21 protein-coding genes and 1 riboswitch are annotated in these 19,802 nt (G+C 46.7%); of the genes, 5 read left to right on the top strand and 16 right to left on the bottom strand.

Translation table 11 applies throughout. From position 1 onward, the window contains the following. Positions 1 to 194 precede the first annotated feature (194 nt). From BW944_RS06505 to BW944_RS06485, 4 genes are all read left to right on the top strand, one after another. Entirely contained in the window at positions 195 to 755 is a 561-nt protein-coding gene (locus BW944_RS06505) for a biotin transporter BioY (RefSeq protein ID WP_076557924.1), read from the top strand. Next, the gene (locus tag BW944_RS06500; protein ID WP_076557922.1) at positions 756 to 2,204 is read left to right on the top strand and encodes an AMP-binding protein; all 1,449 of its coding nucleotides are present in this window, start codon (positions 756 to 758) and stop codon (positions 2,202 to 2,204) included. Next, complete coding sequence (locus BW944_RS06495; protein ID WP_076557920.1) at positions 2,201 to 3,289, top strand: acetyl-CoA C-acyltransferase; 1,089 nt, start codon at positions 2,201 to 2,203, stop codon at positions 3,287 to 3,289. Before BW944_RS06500 ends, BW944_RS06495 begins: the two co-directional genes overlap by 4 nt. A 298-nt stretch (positions 3,290 to 3,587) precedes the next feature. Continuing rightward, complete coding sequence (locus tag BW944_RS06485) at positions 3,588 to 3,947, top strand: MaoC family dehydratase (protein ID WP_084193657.1); 360 nt, start codon at positions 3,588 to 3,590, stop codon at positions 3,945 to 3,947. A gap of 3 nt (positions 3,948 to 3,950) precedes the next feature. On the opposite strand, the gene BW944_RS14995 is transcribed toward BW944_RS06485, so the two are convergent. From BW944_RS14995 to BW944_RS06430, 11 genes are all read right to left on the bottom strand, one after another. Further along, positions 3,951 to 4,100, bottom strand: coding sequence for a hypothetical protein (locus BW944_RS14995; protein WP_159438177.1), 150 nt, complete (start codon positions 4,098 to 4,100; stop codon positions 3,951 to 3,953). After that, the gene (locus BW944_RS06480; protein WP_076557916.1) at positions 4,093 to 5,130 is read right to left on the bottom strand and encodes a DUF2332 domain-containing protein; all 1,038 of its coding nucleotides are present in this window, start codon (positions 5,128 to 5,130) and stop codon (positions 4,093 to 4,095) included. The genes BW944_RS14995 and BW944_RS06480 overlap by 8 nt, the downstream gene beginning before the upstream one ends. 131 nt (positions 5,131 to 5,261) lie before the next feature. Continuing rightward, positions 5,262 to 6,452, bottom strand: coding sequence for an ISL3 family transposase (locus tag BW944_RS06475; protein WP_076557914.1), 1,191 nt, complete (start codon positions 6,450 to 6,452; stop codon positions 5,262 to 5,264). A 200-nt stretch (positions 6,453 to 6,652) separates the two neighbouring features. Beyond that, on the bottom strand, positions 6,653 to 8,050 hold the full coding sequence (sufB, locus tag BW944_RS06470; protein ID WP_076557913.1) for a Fe-S cluster assembly protein SufB: 1,398 nt from the start codon (positions 8,048 to 8,050) through the stop codon (positions 6,653 to 6,655). Positions 8,051 to 8,083: 33 nt separating this feature from the next. Beyond that, positions 8,084 to 8,527, bottom strand: a complete 444-nt coding sequence (gene sufU / locus BW944_RS06465; RefSeq protein ID WP_076557911.1) for a Fe-S cluster assembly sulfur transfer protein SufU — start codon at positions 8,525 to 8,527, stop codon at positions 8,084 to 8,086. Next, the gene (locus tag BW944_RS06460) at positions 8,517 to 9,737 is read right to left on the bottom strand and encodes a cysteine desulfurase (RefSeq protein WP_076557909.1); all 1,221 of its coding nucleotides are present in this window, start codon (positions 9,735 to 9,737) and stop codon (positions 8,517 to 8,519) included. The genes sufU and BW944_RS06460 overlap by 11 nt, the downstream gene beginning before the upstream one ends. Then, a complete protein-coding gene (gene sufD, locus BW944_RS06455; protein ID WP_076557907.1) occupies positions 9,737 to 11,044 on the bottom strand; it encodes a Fe-S cluster assembly protein SufD in 1,308 nt (435 codons plus the stop codon). Before sufD ends, BW944_RS06460 begins: the two co-directional genes overlap by 1 nt. Before the next feature lie 21 nt (positions 11,045 to 11,065). Further along, positions 11,066 to 11,848, bottom strand: coding sequence for a Fe-S cluster assembly ATPase SufC (sufC, locus tag BW944_RS06450; protein WP_076557905.1), 783 nt, complete (start codon positions 11,846 to 11,848; stop codon positions 11,066 to 11,068). 865 nt (positions 11,849 to 12,713) lie between these two features. After that, positions 12,714 to 13,598 carry a MetQ/NlpA family ABC transporter substrate-binding protein gene (locus tag BW944_RS06440; RefSeq protein ID WP_076557901.1) on the bottom strand — a complete coding sequence of 295 codons (885 nt, stop codon included), beginning with the start codon at positions 13,596 to 13,598 and terminating at the stop codon, positions 12,714 to 12,716. 29 nt (positions 13,599 to 13,627) lie between these two features. Continuing rightward, positions 13,628 to 14,296 carry a methionine ABC transporter permease gene (locus BW944_RS06435; protein WP_076557899.1) on the bottom strand — a complete coding sequence of 223 codons (669 nt, stop codon included), beginning with the start codon at positions 14,294 to 14,296 and terminating at the stop codon, positions 13,628 to 13,630. Then, positions 14,289 to 15,314 carry a methionine ABC transporter ATP-binding protein gene (locus BW944_RS06430; protein WP_076557897.1) on the bottom strand — a complete coding sequence of 342 codons (1,026 nt, stop codon included), beginning with the start codon at positions 15,312 to 15,314 and terminating at the stop codon, positions 14,289 to 14,291. The genes BW944_RS06435 and BW944_RS06430 overlap by 8 nt, the downstream gene beginning before the upstream one ends. A 139-nt stretch (positions 15,315 to 15,453) precedes the next feature. Next, positions 15,454 to 15,565: riboswitch (SAM riboswitch) on the bottom strand. Between the two features lie 134 nt (positions 15,566 to 15,699). Between BW944_RS06430 and BW944_RS06425 the strand changes: the two genes are divergently transcribed. Beyond that, positions 15,700 to 16,113 (top strand): TlpA family protein disulfide reductase, encoded by a 414-nt coding sequence (locus BW944_RS06425; RefSeq protein ID WP_076557895.1) that lies wholly within the window; start codon positions 15,700 to 15,702, stop codon positions 16,111 to 16,113. Positions 16,114 to 16,423: 310 nt separating this feature from the next. Here the strand turns inward: BW944_RS06425 and BW944_RS06420 are convergent, their stop codons facing one another. The 5 genes from BW944_RS06420 to BW944_RS06400 all read right to left on the bottom strand — a co-directional run bounded on the left by BW944_RS06420 (position 16,424) and on the right by BW944_RS06400 (position 19,800). Then, positions 16,424 to 16,729: a thioredoxin family protein gene (locus BW944_RS06420; RefSeq protein WP_076557893.1), complete on the bottom strand. Its 306-nt coding sequence runs from the start codon at positions 16,727 to 16,729 to the stop codon at positions 16,424 to 16,426. A gap of 10 nt (positions 16,730 to 16,739) precedes the next feature. Then, positions 16,740 to 17,087: a toprim domain-containing protein gene (locus BW944_RS06415; protein ID WP_076557890.1), complete on the bottom strand. Its 348-nt coding sequence runs from the start codon at positions 17,085 to 17,087 to the stop codon at positions 16,740 to 16,742. Positions 17,088 to 17,151: 64 nt separating this feature from the next. Continuing rightward, a complete protein-coding gene (gene gcvH / locus BW944_RS06410) occupies positions 17,152 to 17,538 on the bottom strand; it encodes a glycine cleavage system protein GcvH (RefSeq protein ID WP_076557887.1) in 387 nt (128 codons plus the stop codon). A 23-nt stretch (positions 17,539 to 17,561) separates the two neighbouring features. Then, the gene (locus BW944_RS06405; RefSeq protein ID WP_076557884.1) at positions 17,562 to 17,915 is read right to left on the bottom strand and encodes an arsenate reductase family protein; all 354 of its coding nucleotides are present in this window, start codon (positions 17,913 to 17,915) and stop codon (positions 17,562 to 17,564) included. A gap of 103 nt (positions 17,916 to 18,018) precedes the next feature. After that, the gene (locus tag BW944_RS06400; protein ID WP_076557882.1) at positions 18,019 to 19,800 is read right to left on the bottom strand and encodes an acyl-CoA dehydrogenase family protein; all 1,782 of its coding nucleotides are present in this window, start codon (positions 19,798 to 19,800) and stop codon (positions 18,019 to 18,021) included. Between the last annotated feature and the right edge of the window lie 2 nt (positions 19,801 to 19,802).

Below are 19,802 nucleotides of genomic sequence, written 5' to 3'. Positions count from 1 at the left end.
AAAACTATGTGCTTCGCCCTCAAAGTTTCTCCGTTGTAGTGCCATAAGACATCACACCTTCCATTATGTAGTAGATTCATTGTACCATAATCGTATGCTAATAATAGTTAACCATTGTCAAAAACAACGTTGACACAAATCTTTTTCATTGTAATACTGAAATTGTTAACCCATACATACATTGGAGGTTCACTATGAAACTGAATCATCTCGTATACGTATCTATGTTCGCAGCAATAATGGGAGCACTTGGCCTTATGCCTCCCGTCCCTTTAGGTTTTTCCCCGGTGCCCATCACCCTTCAGACATTGGGTGTCATGCTTGCCGGGAGCGTTCTCGGAGCTAATTTAGGTCCAAAATACGCATCGCTGAGTCAAGTTCTATTTTTATTATTGGTGGCGGCAGGAGCTCCTCTGTTGTCCGGAGGTCGGGGAGGAGTCGGAGTGTTTTTCACCCCCTCCGCAGGCTTTTTGATCGGTTGGATTGCAGGGGCATTCGTGATCGGCTTTTTAGCGTATCGCATGAAAAATGCTTCCATTTGGAAGATGCTCGCCGCCAACATGGCAGGTGGGATTTTCATCATCTATCTATTCGGAGTTCCGGTTCAATCCATGATCATGCAGATCACGCTGAGTGAAGCGGCACTTCTCAGTCTTACATATCTCCCTGGTGATGTTATCAAAGTGGTAGTGGCTTCCTACGTAGCTGTGAAACTTTATAACGTCGTTCCGTTCAGGAAAGGAGTGCGGATTTGAATGAATATTACTGACCTTTATCATCAACACTCCAAAGATCGACCGGAACATCCGGCTATCGTAACAGATAGAACAACTATATCCTACCGGGAGTGGAACGAACTTGTGCGACGTACCTCTGCTTCATTCGCCAGGGAACCAGGGGTTCACAGGAGAGTAGCCATTTTTCTACCGAATGGTCATTTATTTCTCCAAGTGTTTGCCGGTGCAAGCAGAGCCGGCTGGTCAAGTATCATTGGTGATGTCCGTTGGAAACAACAAGAGATGGAGGTGAGGTTAAGTGAAACAGAGCCGGATCTTATCATAGCTGAAAGAAGTAAAAAGGGGATGTTTGAGAACCTGTCAGCGAAACTCATTTGCGCGGAGGACTTGAGCCGATGGTCAGAATACCATGAAGAGACACCACCCCAAACAGATGGGGAAGACCCTTTTTACATAGGATTCACTTCCGGTTCGACCGGGAAGCCGAAAGCCTTCATACGCTCGCACAAATCCTGGGTAGAGACCTTTCGCTGCAGCCAGCAGGACCTCGGTATCACTCAAGAGGACCATATACTGATTCCCGGTTCCTTCGTAAATTCCACCTTTTTATACGGAGCCTTGAGCACTCTATATATAGGAGGAACGGTGTATATTTTACCGAATTTTTCAGCTTCCAGGCTCGTTCGAGCTCTGGAGGAACATCCGATTTCCGTTATTTACACAGTACCGACGATGATACAAGCCACCATAGATGAAAGGTGGTCGAGCAGTCGCAGGGTAACGTTCATGTCCACTGGTGCAAAATTACTTCCTGATGTAAAAAGGACGATGAAAGAACGGTTTCCTCAAGCAGCGATCCATGAATTTTACGGAGCTTCCGAACTCAGCTTCGTTTCTTTACTGAAGGATGACACACCGGCTACCAGAAATTCTTCGGTCGGCTCTCCTGTTCATAATGTCGAGGTATCCATTCGTAAAGAAGATGGTACAGAAGCAGTTCCAGGAGAAATAGGAAAACTTTATGTGAAGAGTTCCATGCTTTTCAATGGCTACCTTAAGAATGAAGAAGAGACGAGAAAAGTGAAAACGGGAGAATGGGCGACTGTTCATGACTTTGCAAAAATGGATGAAGACGGCTATGTCTACATAGTTGGGCGAAGCAATGACATGATTATTTACGGAGGCATTAACATCTACCCTCAGGAAATAGAAGAAACACTCAAACATGTGGAAGGAATCGATGAAGTCGTCGTCTGTGGAGTCAAAGACTCCTATTGGGGAGAGAAAGTGGCCGCCTGTATCCGAGGAAGCGCAAATATCAAAGAATTGAAATCCTACGCGCTCTCTCAACTGACTGCTTATAAAATCCCGCGCATCTGGAAAAAGGTCGATTCTTTCCCTTATACATCAGGCGGGAAGATTTCGCGCAATGAAATCAGACGATGGCTGGAGGAGGAATTTGAATGAAACGAGCTGTAATCGTCAATGCAAAACGAACAGCAATCGGCAAAAAGGGGGGGATGCTTAAGGGGGTCTCTCCTGAGGACTTGGCTGCCGCCGTAATTGAAGAACTTACCAGGGATTTTGAATTCCATGTAGATGATATTCTACTCGGGAATGCAGTCGGACCTGGCGGGAACGTAGGGAGACTATCCTCTTTGGCAAGCGGCAACTCGGCCCCTGGGGTCACCATCGACCGGCAATGCGGTTCAGGACTCGAGACTATAAGGCTTGCCTGTCACCTTATACAAGGAGGTGCAGGTGACGTGTTCATTGCCGGAGGGGTAGAGAGCACCAGCCAATCTTCTTTTGAAAAACGGGCCCGCTTTTCCCCTGAATCTATCGGAGACCCGGATATGGGGGAGGCAGCAGATCACACAGCTGAAATGTACGGCATCACAAGAGAGAGACAGGATGACTACGCCCTTCTCACTTACCAACGGGCACTTCACGCTCAGGGAAATGGATACTTTAGAGAAGAAATCGTTCATTCCACGAAACTTCCGCGAAATGACGAAAGTCTGAACCCAAAGCTCAATTATAAGCGAATGCTTCAGCGTCTTTCTCCGTGCTTTACAGAAAGGGGGACAGTTACGATGGGGAATTGTTGTGGAATCAATGACGGCGCTGCTGCAGTGCTCGTCATGTCTGAGGAAAAAGCGGAAGAGCTTGGATTCCAACCTGTTCTGCGTTTTGTAGACAGTGCTGTGACAAGCGTAGACCCTAATCACCCTATCACCGGGGCTGTCTCCTCTATTTCCTCGATTCTTTCCAAAAATGGCCTTACCACAGAGGATATAGACCTGTTGGAACTGAATGAGGCTTTCGCCGCAAAAGCTGTCCTGGTCTCCGAAGAACTATCGATTCCTTATAATAAAATCAATACCGAAGGCGGTGCCATCGCGCTGGGACACCCATACGGAGCATCGGGAGCTATCCTGGTCACCCGCTTATTCCATAAATTGAAAAGATCTTGTTCTTCTGCCTACTCTCTATCAACGATCGGTCTCGGCGGAGGTATGGGGGTGTCGTTGTTATGGGAAGTTCTATAATGAAAACCGAGGTTACACCAGTGACCCTTACAAAGAAGATGGTAGAGGAATTCGAGGCGATTATCGGGCCTCAACATAAGTTGCCACCGACATTTCCGATGATTTTTTATAGATACATAGAAATCCCATGGACTTCATCAACTCCACCAGTTTTGCGGAAGCAGTACGGCACTATGACCAAAGAACTTGTTGTTGGCGAAACCTACCGTTGCCAAGTAGTCCTCGAAAAGGAAAGAAAAAAAAGAGATCATACCTTCTATACCCAATGTCTGTATGTATACGATCAAAATGAAGAGGTGTGTACAAATTGTGTATCCGTACTAGTTACAAATTCTCCATTACAGAAGAAGCAATAGAACAGTACGCTGCTCTCAGTGGTGATGATAACCCCGTCCACTTGGATTCAAAAGAAGCTAGGAAGCAAGGGTTTCAGGCCCCAATTGCCCATGGCCTGCTGACCATGGGACTGACGATGAACGTTATCTCCCCTTTCCTTGATAAAGGTATGACCATCCGGGAGTACGAGGTTCAGTTTTTACAACCTGTATATAGAAACGAAACAGTAGAAGTTATGGTAGAAAGAGACTTCGGAGACAATGATATCCTTTTAAAAATCACCGGGAAAAAAATCAAAGGCTCTGTCACCTTACAACATTAATTATCAAATTATGAAACGCTTCAGGTAGTACTCTTTCGGAAATTGATTCAAGAGCTCTTTGAAACGTTCCTCCTGGTCGGATAAGAAAAGTACTACCGAAGCCTCCCTGACCAGTAAAATACCCTCCAATTGGAAAATTACCTCTTTAATCATAGCGCTTCACCTTCCAGTCGAACCACCGTCCATGGCCATCCGTTTCTCCTAACGTTTCTTTATGGATTTTTCCGTTTGAAAAGAAATCAATATGTAACTGTCTATCATCTATATTGTTGTAGATGTGGAACACGTCCCTCTTTTCTCCAATTTCTTCTACCTGCTGAAGCAATTCCCCCTTCACCTCTTCCGGCATCTGATTGGCTACATGCGTGTGAAAGATACAAAGCGACGTTTCCGCTGATATACCCTTTGCAATATCAGACAAGAGCGTTACTCCATCCCCTTCTTTCAAGTGTAGAGGGTTTTTCCGCAACTCTTTGGCAGCATCTTCAAAATTCTTAATTCTATTTTTATGCTCCGGCCAAATGAGTGCTTTTAACCATAGCCGCTCTTCTTCATCAGTGAGATCGCTAATGTTCAAATCCACCCCTATCCGATCCCGCACAGGTGGGACTCCAGTCAATAAGTGTTCAGGCACCGTGCCCTCTCTCACTTCCGAAGTAAGATGCACGGAAGAATCTACATTACCGTAAACATCAGCTGTTCCATATGAATAAGCGTAATAATCAAATAGCAATTGCAGACCGGCACTCGTTCCGATTTCGATAAGTGATAAAGGTTTTCCGGTTTGTTGATAAATATAGGAGAAGATCGGAAACAAATAAGCACAGCGTCGTACTTCGTTCGTTTGGACGAGTTTATGCCTGAGAAGATATTCGATCTCTTTATGATGCTCTCGACAAAATTCTTTGAACACCTGAAGCAACTCACTGTCTCTTTTAGGTATTTCTACGATACTTGGATAATACTCTTTCAACTCATGGTCCGACCCTTTTAAAAGCAAAAAGTGTACTGCACCTAACAAAAGATTCGGAGTAGGCTGATTATACTGAGCATCCATGCATAGCTCCAGAAGTTCCTCATCTTTTGCAATATACAGAGATAATTTTTTGTATAGTTCGCTGGATCCTTCACATTCTGTTTCAGCAAAATCCTTGAATCTTTTAGAAAGTCCATCCACTCCCATCCTTCTTCCCCCTTATCGTCTATACTGTAACTTTACAACACCTTGAATTTTATGTAAATTTTGGTTCTCCACAGGTTCTCCACAGTGAAATGCGTTGATTTCTTCCTCTAACGTATGATTCCTTTATATTTCTAAGCTGGAGGACGACACTCCATACGGATCCGGAGGTCGAAATGATACATATTTGGGCATCCATAACTGCGACGTTTCAGTGTTTTGATCAGGTTATTCGTACCTTCGAGTCTGGCGTTCGTCAGCTGGTAGATGAAGTGATTCAGGATTTCCTGTTTCCATTTCAGAGTGGTTTTCGCTATGGATTTCGTTGCGTTCGCTCCCTCGAAAAGATAGTGGCTGCACCAGTCTTCGAGAGCTTTTTGCGCTTTCTTGTAGCTTTTGGCACGATATACGTCCCGGAACTTCTGAAGCGCCACCCACTGCTTTTTCAATTCAGGATTCTCTCCAAGCCAGATGCGGAGATTCTCTTTTTCCTCTTTCTTCAGGTGCTTGGGATGGGACATCAAAAGCCTGCGTTGATGCCTGATGTTCTTGTGGCTGGTCCCGTTGTTCCCCTCCAGCTTCCTCGCACGATCCAGGGCTTGAGTGAACAGCTGGATCACATGAAACTTATCAACGACGATGGCTGTCTCCGGCCATATCTCGTGGACGGTCTGTGCCATGCCGGGAGCCAGGTCGGTAACGATCACTTCCGGAGCCTGGAACGGATACCGGCGCAGCCCTTCCTGAATACATGCCCGGCTCTTGCCAGGGTGCGTCTGCCACACGTGGCCGGTATGGGCGTCCTGAAGAGCGACACTGTAGCTGTGCCCCCGTTTGTGGGCAAATTCGTCCATACATAATGCTTGAGGTGCTTCGTAATCCGACGGCCGGGCCAGCGTTTCTTCCGCATAGGTGTAGAACCAGGAAGCGACGGTCGACGGCGGCACAGCCATTTCCCGGGCCACCGCCTCGAAGGACTGACCGATGCCTCTCTTGGCAATCATCTGTTTGAAATGGACCGTCACGTTCCCACGCACCGGGATCTCCGGCCATTCGACCGTCCAGGTGATGCCGCAGTCTTCACAACGCTGACGATGGACAGGGACACGGATATAGATGGTTTCCTGGGTGGAAATCGAGGCATGACGCAGGATGCGATGCTTGTTTCTGGCATGATTGATGCTCTCTTGGAAACACAACGGGCAGAGATGACTCTGCAGCCCCGGCTCGACGCCAAGAACCCAGCCATCTTCCACGCGTTCTCCCTCATCATTCAACGTAAAGGTTGGTAGGTGCAGGATATCTGTAGTAAACTGTTTGTACAAGCAGATCTTCCTCTCTATCGATGTTTTGGTTTCGTCACCTTAAACATTAGAGGAAGATTCTGCTTTTTTCAATGTCAAGCACACTTGATTAGGGAGAGCCAAAATGCTTCATGATATATTCACAGTAATTTTACCGAATAAAAAAATAGCGGAGTCAGGCAAATGTAGCCCAACTCCGCTATAGATGAAAGTATTACAACTTAACCGATAGAACCTTCCATCTCGAATTTGATAAGACGGTTCATTTCTACCGCATATTCCATTGGAAGTTCTTTTGTGAATGGCTCGATGAAGCCCATTACGATCATTTCTGTCGCTTCTTCTTCGGAAAGACCACGACTCATGAGATAGAACAACTGCTCTTCGGAGACTTTCGAAACTTTCGCTTCGTGCTCGAGAGAGATGTTTTCGTTCATGATTTCGTTGTACGGAATCGTATCGGATGTGGATTCGTTATCCATGATCAGCGTGTCACACTCGATGTTCGAGCGGGCGCCGTCCGCTTTCTTACCGAACTGTACAATACCACGGTACGTTACCTTACCACCGTTTTTGGAGATGGACTTGGAAACGATACTCGAGGACGTGTTCGGTGCCAGGTGGTGCATTTTCGCACCGGCATCCTGGTGCTGGCCTGCGCCGGCAAGAGCGATGGATAGTGTATGACCACGTGCACCTTCACCAGTTAGAAGAACAGATGGATACTTCATGGTAAGTTTGGAACCGAGGTTCCCGTCTACCCATTCCATCGATGCGTTCTCTTCAGCTACGGCACGTTTTGTTACCAGGTTGTAGACGTTGTTCGCCCAGTTCTGGATCGTTGTATAACGGCAGTACGCATCTTTTTTGACAAAGATTTCAACGACCGCACTGTGCAGGGAACTGGAAGAGTACGTCGGTGCAGTACAACCTTCCACGTAGTGTACGGAAGATCCTTCATCCGCAATGATCAGTGTACGCTCGAACTGACCCATGTTCTCGGAGTTGATACGGAAATAGGCCTGAAGCGGTGTGTCCACTTTTGTATTCTTCGGTACATAGATGAATGAACCGCCGGACCATACTGCCGAGTTCAATGCCGCGAACTTGTTGTCGGAGTTCGGAATCGATTTTGCGAAATACTGGCGGAACAGATCTTCGTTCTCACGAAGCGCTGTATCGGAGTCTTTGAAAATGACACCGAGGTTCTCGAGGTCTTCCTGCATGTTGTGATAGACAACTTCGGATTCGTACTGTGCGGATACACCGGCAAGATATTGCTGCTCTGCTTCCGGAATACCGAGACGATCGAAGGTGTCTTTGATCTCCTGTGGAACTTCATCCCAGGAACGCTCTGTATTCTCAGAAGGCTTCACGTAATACGTAATGTCGTCGAAGTTAAGTTCGGACAAGTCGCCGCCCCACTGAGGCATCGGTTTCTTATAGAACACTTCAAGAGACTTCAAGCGGTAGTTAAGCATCCACTCAGGCTCATTCTTACGTGCGGAAATATCTTTTACAACCTGCTCTGTAAGACCTTTTTCGGTACGGTAAACGGATACGTCCTTATCGTGAAAGCCATATTTATAATCTTCCATTTCTGGAGCTTTCTTAGCCATGTTACATACCTCCTTATTTATTAACCCATCGACTTACGCTTCTTCCGACTGATCGACGCCTTGCTCCATCGCTTTCCACGAAAGAGTGGCGCATTTGATACGAGCCGGGAACTGGGAAACTCCCTGAAGCGCTTCGATATCTTCTAAATCGAATTTTTCCGGGTCAACCTCTTCCCCTTGCATCATTGCTGAAAACAGTTTCGACATCTCTAATGCTTCTTCCACCGTTTTCCCTTGTACTGCCTGGGTCATCATAGAAGCGGAGGAAAGGCTGATCGAGCAGCCTTCTCCGTCGAACTTGGCATCCTCTACTACTCCATCTTCAATTTTGAGCTGAAGTTGGATCCTGTCCCCGCATGTCGGGTTGTTCATATCGATGGCTAAATGGTCCCCTTCGAGCGAGCCCTTGTTGCGGGGGTTTTTGTAGTGATCCATGATGACTTGGCGATAAAGTGTATCGAGATTGTTAAATGACATCGCCAAAATACTCCTTTGTTTTTTGTAGTCCTTCGACAAAACTGTCTATCTCATCCGTCGTATTATACAAATAGAAACTCGCTCTGGCTGTCGCATTGACCCCGAGCCACTTCATGAGCGGCTGGGCGCAATGGTGACCGGCTCTCACGGCAATTCCTTCTGCGTCAAGAACTGTCGCCAAATCATGGGGATGCACACCGTCTACGTTGAATGTAACAAGACCGGCGCGTTCCCTCGGTCCGTAAACGGTGACACCGTCGATTGCATCAAGCTTCTCCAGCGCGTATTCGATCAGCTCTTCTTCGTGCTTCTCGACTTCCTCCATACTTAAGTTCTGGAGATAATCGATAGCCGCACCGAGACCGATCGCACCAGCGATAATCGGTGTACCGCCTTCGAATTTCCACGGCAGTTCTTTCCAGGTGGAATCGTACAGGTTCACGAAGTCGATCATTTCCCCGCCGAATTCCACCGGTTCCATATTCTCGAGCAATTCCTTCTTACCGTACAATACCCCTATTCCGGTAGGTCCACACATTTTGTGACCGGAGAAAGCGAAGAAGTCGCAATCAAGGTCCTGCACATCAATTTTGATGTGAGGGGCACTTTGAGCACCGTCGACGACCAGGACTGCGCCTTTTTCGTGCGACACTTCCGCAATTTCTTTGATCGGGTTGATAGTCCCGAGGACGTTGGAGACGTGGGTTACCGCAACGATTTTCGTCTTATCGGTAATCGTCTCTTTTACGTCACTCATAGCAAGCGTTCCATCTTCCTGCATCGGAATATACTTGAGCGTCGCCTTTTTCCGCTTGGCAAGCTGCTGCCACGGGATAAGGTTACTGTGGTGTTCCATCTGAGTGATGACGATTTCGTCACCCTCTCCCACATGATCCATACCATAGCTCTCGGCTACTGTGTTGATGCCTGTCGTCGTCCCACGATTGAAAATGATTTCTTTCGTGTTGGACGCATTGATGAAGGAGCGGACTTTATCCCGGGCTCCTTCATATTCATCTGTAGCTACCGAGCCGAGGGTATGAACGCCGCGGTGGACGTTGGAATTGTATCGTTTATAGTAGTCATCGATCTTGTCGATGACGGGCGTTGGTGTCTGTGACGTCGCCGACGAGTCAAGATACACCAGCGGATGACCGTTCACGTCCTGATGAAGGATTGGAAAAGCATCACGCACCGCTTTTATATCCATTAATTCACTTTCCTTTCGATTACCTGACGAAGCTGATTTTTCACTGCCTCTACCGGAAGCTGGTTCACGACCGGTGCAAGGAAACCGTGAATGATCAGACGCTCCGCTTCTTTCTTCGGAATACCACGGCTCATCATGTAGTAAAGCTGAACCGGGTCCACACGACCTACAGAAGCGGCGTGTCCTGCCGTTACATCATCTTCATCGATAAGCAGAATCGGGTTCGCGTCTCCGCGAGCATCTTTACTAAGCATAAGAACACGGGATTCCTGTTCCGCGTTCGACTTCGTAGCGCCGCGGTCGATTTTCCCGATGCCGTTGAAAATACCGGAGGATTTATCCTTCATCACGCCGTGCTGGAGGATATAGCCGTCGGATTCTTTACCGAAATGACGGATGTTCGTCGTGAAGTTCTGCTTCTGGCTGCCGCGTCCGACAACGACCATTTTCGCATCGCCTTCCGAGTTATCGCCGACCAGATGAGTGATGTTCTCGGCAGCTGTATTCCCTTCGTTCATCTGTCCGAGTGCCCACTCGATACGGGCGTCACGGCCAGCCATACCACGACGGTTGGAATAAACAGTCGTACCGGCTGCAAAGTTATCGACAGCACCGAAAGATACTTTCGCGTTGTCTTTAGCGATGACTTCCGTAACGATGTTCGCAGAAGTCTGAGCTTCCGTGTTGTGGGAGATATAGTTCTCCACGTAAGTGACGGAGCTGTTCTGTTCTGCTACGACGAGGACGTGATTGATGAGTGAAGCACGATCATCGTCCTGCCAGAAGATCGATTGCAGCGGTTGTTCAATCGTTACGTCTTTTGGAACGTATAGGAAAACACCGCTGTTCATAAGAGCTGCATGAAGAGCTGTAAGACGGTGTTCATCCACCGCTACCGCTTCTGTCATGTAATACTCTTTTACAAGATCGGCATGATCACGAAGTGCTGTGTGGATATCCGTGAAAATGACGCCTTTATCTTCAAGCTCTTTGTTGAGTGCGGAATAAGCAGCTGTATGGTTGTGCTGAATCAGGAGGTTTTCCGGTTTCTTCTCCTGATCGAGGAAATCCTGGATTTCCGGTGGAAGATTATCAAGTGAATCGATGATCGATCCTTCCACATCATGGGAAAATTCAGTGAAATTCCACTTCTCTATATTTGTTTTATCCGGTTTTGGCATCGGAAGTGATTCCGATTTTTCGAGCGCCGACAAGCGGAGCTCTTTCATCCAGGCCGGTTCATTGTGTTTATTAGAATATTCTGTGACGTATTGCTTGTCATATGGCAATGAAACTTCTACAGCCATGAGATCCCTCCTAACCTTCGATTATTTAGCGCCGATTGTTTCGTCTTCGATTCCAAGCTCTTCTTTGATCCAGTCATAGCCTTCTTCTTCGAGGCGCTGAGCCAGTTCAGGTCCGCCTGTTTTCACGATACGTCCCTGCATCATCACGTGGACCTGGTCCGGAGTGATATAGTTCAGAAGACGCTGATAGTGAGTAATGATCAGGCAACCGAATTTGTCATCGCGCATTTCGTTGATGCCTTTTGCAACTACTTTCAAAGCGTCGATATCAAGACCGGAGTCGATTTCGTCAAGGATGGCGATTGATGGCTCGATATTCATCAGCTGAAGGATTTCGTTACGTTTCTTCTCGCCACCGGAGAACCCTTCGTTAAGATAACGCTGAGCCATGTTTTTATCGATATCAAGCGTATCCATCTTAGCGTCCATCTGTTTGATGAACTTCATAAGAGAAATTTCGTCGCCTTCTTCACGACGGGAGTTGATAGCGGAACGGAGGAAATCGGAGTTCGTGACACCGCTGATTTCACTCGGATATTGCATAGCGAGGAACAAACCTGCCTGCGCACGTTCGTCTACTTCCATTTCAAGAACGTTTTCCCCGTCGAGGAGTATCTCCCCTTGTGTTACTTCATACTTAGGGTGTCCCATAACCGCAGAAGCCAGTGTAGATTTACCTGTTCCGTTCGGTCCCATTACTGCGTGGAATTCTCCACCGTTGATCGTTAGGTTGACACCTTTTAGAATTTCGAGACCTTCGATTTCGACATGAAGATCTTTGATTTCAAGTGTTGATCCTGCCATGTATAATACCTCCTGTGTATTGTAATTAATTATTGGGTGCATGGTTCGCTGATTTAAAACCATTCTCAATTTATTCTCATTACAATCTTAAATCATTTCAAAGCTGATATCAACTTTTTCCTTCCTGTCTCACTACCGTTTGCACCACTTTCTATTATAACAAATAACAGGTAGCATACTAAAGCCATCCACCTTTCTTATTGATAGGAAATGACCGAATTGAAAATCTCCTGTGACTGAGGAGCTGCACTGGCCACCTTGGAGCCTTCACGGATAAGAAAACAAAAAGAAATCCGGCGGGAAGAAAAATCGTCTCTTCCGCCGGATTTCTTTCAATTCGTGCGTCCATGGCTATACGGGCGCTTACGTTTTTATTTCCATACACCCTCCTGCAAGGGAGAGGTGGTATTACTCATCATCTATGGAGTAGTCGTTCCATTTCAGAATGTATTTTCTTGCTTTTCTCATATTCCTGATTACGTTTCTTCTCTACATTAATCTGGGTATCCAACTTTCTTCCATATTCCTCGAAACCGATGTCATGCGCCTGAAACATTCCTTTTTCCATTTCAGTCGTGTAGTTTAAACCCAAATTGTCACTAATAATAAATCCACCCTTTCAGAAAATTTACAATTATAAGAATAGCACAAATGAAAAAGAAAACAAAAGCGTAAATTCAATGATTATTCAGCATTATTTATAGTTATTCACTTCTGTACATGCTCAAATATCACATTGATATAATTAATCCTTCTTCCTTCCTTATGCTCCTTCATTGTCTGTAATTGCATATTTCCCCTCTATTTTTCGTTGAAACATGAAAAAAGCACTCATCCCGTTATCGGGATGAGTGCTTTTTTCAAATTATTCACTGTCCTGTCCATCAACCGGCACGACAGCTCCTTCGTATTGTTCTTCCATAAATGTCTGGATTTCATCGGAGCGAAGCACTTCTACAAGTGTATTCAATGCTTCGTTATCTTCATTTTCACTTTGCGTTGCAATCACGTTTGCATAAGGAGAGTCGGTTTCTTCGAGAATAAGGGAATCTTCACTCGGACTCAGACCTGCCTGGATAGCATAGTTTGTGTTGATTGCAACAAGAGCGTTTTCTTCACGTTCGTAGTTCTCCGGAAGTAGAGCTGCTTCGATACCTGCATCGAACTCAAGATTTTTCGGGTTTTCCACTACGTCTTCAAGCTGAGCGTCTACTGGATCCACCTCCGGATCAATTTCTATAAGCCCTTCATCCTGAAGTAGAGAAAGGATACGGCCATGGTCGGACACAGAACGACTCATCAATACAGTTGTACCTTCTTCGACGTCTTCGATGCTTTCGATCCCTTTGGAATAGATACCCATCGGTTCGATGTGAATACCTCCAAGATTGGCAAAGTCATATCCATTTTCCTCCATTTGATTATTCAAATAAGGAATGTGCTGGAAGTAGTTGGCATCGATAGTACCTTCCGATAGATCACGGTTTGGTAATACATAATCCTGGTATTCTTCAATGTTAAGGGTGATGCCTTCTTCTTCAAGAAGCGGCTGAGCTTCCGTCAATATTTCTGCGTGCGGCACGCTGGTTGCACCGACAGTGATTTCGGATGTTTCTTCGCTAGCTTCCCCACCAGAATCACCGGAGTCTGAATCGCTATCTTCCGAAGAAGAACCCTCTTCAGAAGACCCGCAAGCCGCGAGTAGTGTAATAAGTGCGATCGTAGCTAATGTCAGCAAAAACTTTCTCATGTTAATTTCTCCTTTTTTACAATAAATTTTTATCTTTTATCCAATTTGCGGGAAGCGAAGTCCCCGATGAATTGGAAAATAAACACAATGATCACAATAAGCACGGTGCACATGAATACGACGTCGAAGTTGGATCGCTGGAATCCGTAAAAGTAAGCGAAATCTCCGAGTCCGCCTGCACCGATGACTCCGGCTACCGCTGTATAACTGATCAACGCAATCGCGGTCACAGTAAGCCCTGAGATAAGCGCCGGTGTTGATTCAGGAAGCAATACCTTGAATATGATCGTACGATATTTTGCCCCCATCGCTTTGGCAGCTTCGATGACGCCTTTATCCACCTCTTTAAGTGCTATTTCTACAAGCCGGGCATAGAACGGTGCCCCACCGATGATCAGTGCCGGAAGTGCCGCTTCCGGTCCTCGTATCGTTCCTACCAGAAAATCTGTGAAAGGGAACAATAATAAGATAAGAATAATAAAAGGAATGGCACGGAACACGTTCACTAAGGAAGCCGTGATCCAGTTCGCAATTTTATTCTGCCAAATCCCCCCGGGTCCTGTCAGATAAAGAAGCAGTCCTAATATCAATCCGAAAATGAAGGTTCCAAGCACCGAGAAGAACGTCATGAAGAGCGTCTCATTTGTAGCTGTAATCATGTCCTCTACCCGGACGTTCGGAAATAACTGTTCAAACATTTGGCGCCACCTCCACTTCTACGGACGTTTCTTTCACAAATTCGAGCGCACGGTCGATTTCTTCCTTTTCCCCTTCCAGATGAACGATGAGGGTCCCGTAGGCTCCCTTTTGGGTCTGGGTGATTTTGCCGTGCAGTACGTTGACATCCACCTGGAACTTCCGGGACACTTCACTGATCAATGCCTGGTGGGTGCGTTCGCCGACGAAGTGGAACTGCGCCACTTCACCGACCGGATATTTTTCCTTGATGAGGTTCAGTGAATCTTCCCTGTCCGGGTCCCCCATCACCTGATCAACGAAGCGCTTCGTTACTTTCTCCTGAGGTCTCAGGAAGACATCGAGAACATCCCCCTCCTCGACAATCCGACCGCCTTCCATCACGGCTACCCGGTGACAGATCTTACGGATGACGTGCATCTCGTGAGTGATGAGTACGATGGTAAGACCGAGCTTGGCGTTGATATCGACAAGCAGATCGAGAATCGAATCCGTCGTCTCAGGGTCGAGAGCGGAAGTCGCTTCATCACACAGAAGCACTTTCGGGCGGTTCGCAAGAGATCTTGCGATACCTACACGCTGCTTCTGTCCCCCGCTCAACTGGGAAGGGTAGGAACTCCCTCGGCCGGTGAGCCCTACGAGTTCGATCAGCTCATCGACACGTTTTTTCCTTTCTTCTTTCGGCATCCCGGCAATTTCGAGAGGAAACGCAATGTTTTCCTCGACGGTTCGGGACCACAACAGATTGAAATGCTGGAAGATCATCCCCATCTCCTGGCGAGCCAGGCGGAGTTCTTTTTTCGACAAGGAGGAGATCTCCTGATTGTCGATGTCGATCGTCCCCCCGCTCGGGTCTTCCAGACGATTCAGCAGGCGAATGAATGTACTTTTACCGGCCCCGCTGTAGCCGATGACACCGAAGATTTCTCCGGATTCGATGACGGCATCCAGATTATCGACGGCCTGTACATCCTGATCTTTCGTTTTGAAAACTTTGGACAGACCTTTGATCGAAATCATAGTTTTTCCTCCTGATGACTGCAAGAATGGCGGTTTTGATTATACGACCGCCTCTTACGACTTACTTACGCCTATTGAATACACAAAAAACCTCCCTGTTGTGAGAACAGAAAGGTTCGTATCAATAATCGATTCTGTTCTCTCATCTATCAGAGCCGAATGCTCTGTAGGATTTGGCACCATTTTAAACAAAAATGTTTAACGGTTGCCGGGTTTCATAGGGCCAGTCCCTCCACCTCTCTGGATAAGAGATATTCGTTTATTCTTTTTTAAAGCGATATGATGGATTTTAGCACTGTAATGTAGAGATGTCAATAAACTTCAATAAAATGAATCCATATGTTACGATTTTTTCAGAATTACATTCAGAAAGGAACCGATAACCATGAAAGCACCTGTATTCACCCTACCATATTTGACCGAAAATGATAGCTATACTCTCCCGGAGAAGCCGGGGAAACTCATTATCCTGACATTCTGGACCTCCTGGTGTCCCGATTCAGCAGTGGATATGCCTAAGAAAGAGCAACTTTTCTCTTCCTTGAACACAAATGACGTAGAAATGCTGACAATCAATGTGGCCGGTCGTGAAGGTGAACGGGAGGCAGCTGTAGCATATAAAGAGAAATTCCTGACACAGCCGACCCTTGAAGATGATGGTACCGCCGTCTATGATCGATTCGGCTGCACCGGCGTGCCGACGACGGTAATCATCTCCCCAGATGGAGAGATTCTTCACCATTTCGGGGATGACGCTTCGTTCATGGAAATCATGAAAGCTGTCGGAGAAGCAGTCTGAGCATTTAGAATCCACTCGTTGCGTTCGCAGCCGACATTCACGGGCGAACGCAACGTTTTTTCATTATGAGTGTTGTTCAGATTAAAACAAAGTTCTGTTAAAGCCTGTTGTTGATGTCAGAACGAAGGGTGGTGACGCCTGCGGAATGAGCATGGAAGGAAAATCATCCATATCGACCAGAGGGAGATACGGGAAGTTTTCGCCATGCCCACGGCAAGCTTCCACCCGTAGAGATAAAATCAATTAGGAACGATAACATAGCCAAAAACAAAAAACCATCTCACCTTGAAGCGAATGGTCAGATGGTTCGTCATATCTTCTCTTTTTCTTTCATGAAATTGAATATCTTCGTTACCGATTCGAAAGCATAGACTTTCTCCTCTATCTTCCCGTCTTTCCACACGAGCAGGCAGGGTACACTGGACACCTGATACTCCTGCATGAATTCAGGGAAAAGGGAAGCATTCATTTCGTAGAAAATATCTTCCTCTTTCATCTTCTCGATGATATCGAGCATTTCCCGGGCGAGATGACACGTACCACAGAAAGGACTGTAAATGAATACATAGCCTCTTCCTACTTCCGGCAGGACTTTCCTTTCTTTCACTTCCTTCATACTTACCTCCTCACATCATATAGATCGGCTTGACGTGAAACCGATTGCTCGCAAGAAGCCGGGCCAGCTCCGGTTCAGGCGTGGCCGCTACTTCCCTGTAGGCTTTGTTGATATACAAGTGCGTGGCATGAGGAAGCTCCTCTTTGAACTGTTCACGCAGCTTATATCCGGAATAGTCTTCATCTACGAGAATATAAACGGGGCGGTGATCCAGCTCATAATCGAGAATGAGCTCCTCCATCCGCTCTACCCCGAGTGTTCCGTGAGTACAGATGATTTCCAAAGCCTGATCGAGCATCTTCGATATATGCTTTTTGTCCGTGATTCCTTCCACGATCATGATCGAATTTCCATTCATTCTTTTCACACCTTCTGACAGAAACAGACCATGCGGATCCATGGCCTGTCGAAGTTTACATCAATTATTCATCTTCAGAAATCATTGCCTGATACATATCTGCATCCATCAGACTTTGCAGACCGGATTTGTCTGTCGGTTCAATGACGATCATCCAGGCTTTATCATAAGGAGATTCATTCACAAGCTCCGGACTGTCTTCGAGGTCCTCGTTCACTTCCACGATTTTGCCGCTTACAGGCGCATAAAGCTCGGATACGGTCTTTACGGATTCTACGCTTCCGAATGGTTCATCCGCTTCGATTTCGTCCCCGACTTCCGGAAGTTCGGCGAAAACTACGTCCCCGAGCTCCGACTGGGCAAACTCCGTGATTCCGATACGAAGATTGTCACCTTCTTCTTTCACCCATTCATGTTCTTTGGAATAATAATAATCTTTCGGAAGTTCCATTGTCTATCCCTCCTGTTAAGTAATTACAGCCAATTGTTATTGTATTCATCCTCTTTGAATCCTGCGGTCACGTTTTCCCCGTCTGTAGCGAGTGGACGTTTGATAAGCATTCCGTCAGAAGCAAGCACTTCCGCTTGTTCTTCAAGCGTCATGTCTCCAATTCTGTCCTTCAATCCCAGTTCGCGGTATTTTTTGCCACTCGAGTTGAAGAAACGTTTCGGAGGTAATTCGCTACCCTTCATCATGTGAAGTAACTTATCCTTCGAGGGAGGGTTGTCCACGATATGTACAGCCTCGTACTCCACATTGTTTTCATCCAGCCACTTCTTGGCATTACGGCATGTTCCGCATTTCGGATACCAGTAAAACGTAAGCATGAATCTCAATCCCTTCTGTACAATACGATATCACATTTATATTACCATACCCTTATTCACTTAGAAAATAAAAGGCTGCCACAGAAGGGCAGCCTTTTTCCGGTCAGACGAAATATTTTCCTGCGTTCTCCAGGCCTTTTGAAATTTCCCGTTTTTTCTGGATGACGTTAATAGGGTCATGGCGTGTAAGCTTACGAAGAGCACCGAGCATCATGCGAAGGTTGTCTCCGTCTTCCGCTGCAATGAGCGTTTCTTTCGCGTGCGCTTCAATACGATTGAACGCTTCCTGCACGAACACTTCCGTGTAAAGGAGTTTCTGGTTGTGTTTTTCGGCTCCGTCTTTGTCGATCGCTTTTTTCGTACGGAGAATGGCGGATTCCATATTGAAGATCTCTCCCGTGATATCCGCGATGTTCACGAGCACTTCCTGTTCCTGCTCAAGCTTCTCTCCGTATTTCTGTGCAGCGAGTCCGGCTGCGAGCAGACCGATCTTCTTCGCATTTTTGAGAAGATACAGTTCCTGGTCTAGTGGAGCATCGCCCGGTTCTTCAGGCATCATCGTCATGATTTCTTCCTCGAGTTTTTTCGCTTTTTCGAAGATAGGCAGTTCGCCTTTCATCGCTTTCTTCACGAGGTTGCCAGGAACGATCATACGGTTGATTTCATTCGTCCCTTCGAAAATACGGTTGATGCGTGAGTCACGATACATCCGCTCCACTTCATACTCCTGCATGAAGCCGTACCCACCATGGATCTGTACTGCTTCATCCACAGCGAAATCCAGAAGTTCCGTACCGAACACTTTCGTGAGAGAGCATTCGATAGCGTACTCGGCGATGACATTCGCTACCGCTTTTCCGTCTTTCAGCTCTTCTTCAGACAAGCGGCCCATACTCTGCTCGAATAAGCCTACAGTACGGTAGACCGAACTTTCATTCGCGTACGTGTTTGCAGATACCGATGCCACTTTTTCTTTGATGAGCGGGAAACTCATGATCGGTGTCTGGAACTGCTTACGTTCTTTCGCATAATTGATGGAAAGTTCGATTGCGCGCTTGGCACTTCCGACGCTTCCGATCGCCAACTTATAACGGCCGACGTTCAGGATGTTGAAAGCGATGACGTGCCCTTTGCCGATTTCACCGAGGACGTTATCCACCGGAACTTCCGCATCTTCAAGTACGAGGGTACGCGTGGAGGACCCTTTGATCCCCATCTTCTTCTCTTCAGGTCCCGTGGATACTCCCGGGAAAGACCTCTCTACGATGAATGCTGTGAATTTCTCGCCATCGATTTTCGCATAAACGATGAACACGTCAGCAAAAGCCGAGTTCGTAATCCACTGTTTCTCCCCGTTCAACACGTAATGAGTGCCAGCTTCGTTCAGTTTCGCCGACGTTTTCGCACCAAGGGCATCGGATCCGGAGCCCGGCTCCGTAAGTGCGTAGGCGGCGAGCAGTTCTCCTGTAGCCAGCTTCGGCAGATATTTCTGCTTCTGATCCTCGTTACCGAAAAACACGATCGGCAGCGAACCTATTCCTACGTGGGCCCCGTGTGTCAGGGAAAATCCTCCGGCTCGGGCGAATTTCTCCGTAATCAGGGAAGAACTGATCTTATCTAGCTGGATTCCTCCGTATTCTTCCGGAACATCTGCCCCGAGAAGTCCAAGCTCTCCGGCCTTTTTCATCAGTTCGAGGGAGTGTTCGAATTCATGGTTCTCGATTTTTTCTATTTTCGGAACGACATCCCCTTCAATGAAGTCTTCTGTCGTTTTCGCGATCATCTTATGTTCATCAGAAAAATCCTCAGGCGTGATGATATCTTCCGCCTCTACATCTTCTACGAGAAAACTTCCGCCTTTAATAATATCTTTTACATCACTCATAC

The organism is Salimicrobium flavidum, from assembly GCF_900156645.1.
GTDB classification, from domain to species: domain Bacteria; phylum Bacillota; class Bacilli; order Bacillales; family Halobacillaceae; genus Salimicrobium; species Salimicrobium flavidum.
Note: the sequence above shows the minus strand (reverse complement) of the source record. Positions and strands in the feature narration are given on the sequence as shown.

Coding starts and splice junctions, on each gene's coding strand:
- BW944_RS06505 (WP_076557924.1), top strand. CDS start 195: ATGAAACTGAATCATCTCGTATACGTATCTATGTTCGCAGCAATAATG.
- BW944_RS06500 (WP_076557922.1), top strand. CDS start 756: ATGAATATTACTGACCTTTATCATCAACACTCCAAAGATCGACCGGAA.
- BW944_RS06495 (WP_076557920.1), top strand. CDS start 2,201: ATGAAACGAGCTGTAATCGTCAATGCAAAACGAACAGCAATCGGCAAA.
- BW944_RS14995 (WP_159438177.1), bottom strand. CDS start 4,100: ATGATTAAAGAGGTAATTTTCCAATTGGAGGGTATTTTACTGGTCAGG.
- BW944_RS06480 (WP_076557916.1), bottom strand. CDS start 5,130: ATGGGAGTGGATGGACTTTCTAAAAGATTCAAGGATTTTGCTGAAACA.
- sufB (WP_076557913.1), bottom strand. CDS start 8,050: ATGGCTAAGAAAGCTCCAGAAATGGAAGATTATAAATATGGCTTTCAC.
- sufU (WP_076557911.1), bottom strand. CDS start 8,527: ATGTCATTTAACAATCTCGATACACTTTATCGCCAAGTCATCATGGAT.
- BW944_RS06460 (WP_076557909.1), bottom strand. CDS start 9,737: ATGGATATAAAAGCGGTGCGTGATGCTTTTCCAATCCTTCATCAGGAC.
- sufD (WP_076557907.1), bottom strand. CDS start 11,044: ATGGCTGTAGAAGTTTCATTGCCATATGACAAGCAATACGTCACAGAA.
- sufC (WP_076557905.1), bottom strand. CDS start 11,848: ATGGCAGGATCAACACTTGAAATCAAAGATCTTCATGTCGAAATCGAA.
- BW944_RS06440 (WP_076557901.1), bottom strand. CDS start 13,598: ATGAGAAAGTTTTTGCTGACATTAGCTACGATCGCACTTATTACACTA.
- BW944_RS06435 (WP_076557899.1), bottom strand. CDS start 14,296: ATGTTTGAACAGTTATTTCCGAACGTCCGGGTAGAGGACATGATTACA.
- BW944_RS06430 (WP_076557897.1), bottom strand. CDS start 15,314: ATGATTTCGATCAAAGGTCTGTCCAAAGTTTTCAAAACGAAAGATCAG.
- BW944_RS06425 (WP_076557895.1), top strand. CDS start 15,700: ATGAAAGCACCTGTATTCACCCTACCATATTTGACCGAAAATGATAGC.
- BW944_RS06420 (WP_076557893.1), bottom strand. CDS start 16,729: ATGAAGGAAGTGAAAGAAAGGAAAGTCCTGCCGGAAGTAGGAAGAGGC.
- BW944_RS06415 (WP_076557890.1), bottom strand. CDS start 17,087: ATGAATGGAAATTCGATCATGATCGTGGAAGGAATCACGGACAAAAAG.
- gcvH (WP_076557887.1), bottom strand. CDS start 17,538: ATGGAACTTCCGAAAGATTATTATTATTCCAAAGAACATGAATGGGTG.
- BW944_RS06405 (WP_076557884.1), bottom strand. CDS start 17,915: ATGCTTACGTTTTACTGGTATCCGAAATGCGGAACATGCCGTAATGCC.
- BW944_RS06400 (WP_076557882.1), bottom strand. CDS start 19,800: ATGAGTGATGTAAAAGATATTATTAAAGGCGGAAGTTTTCTCGTAGAA.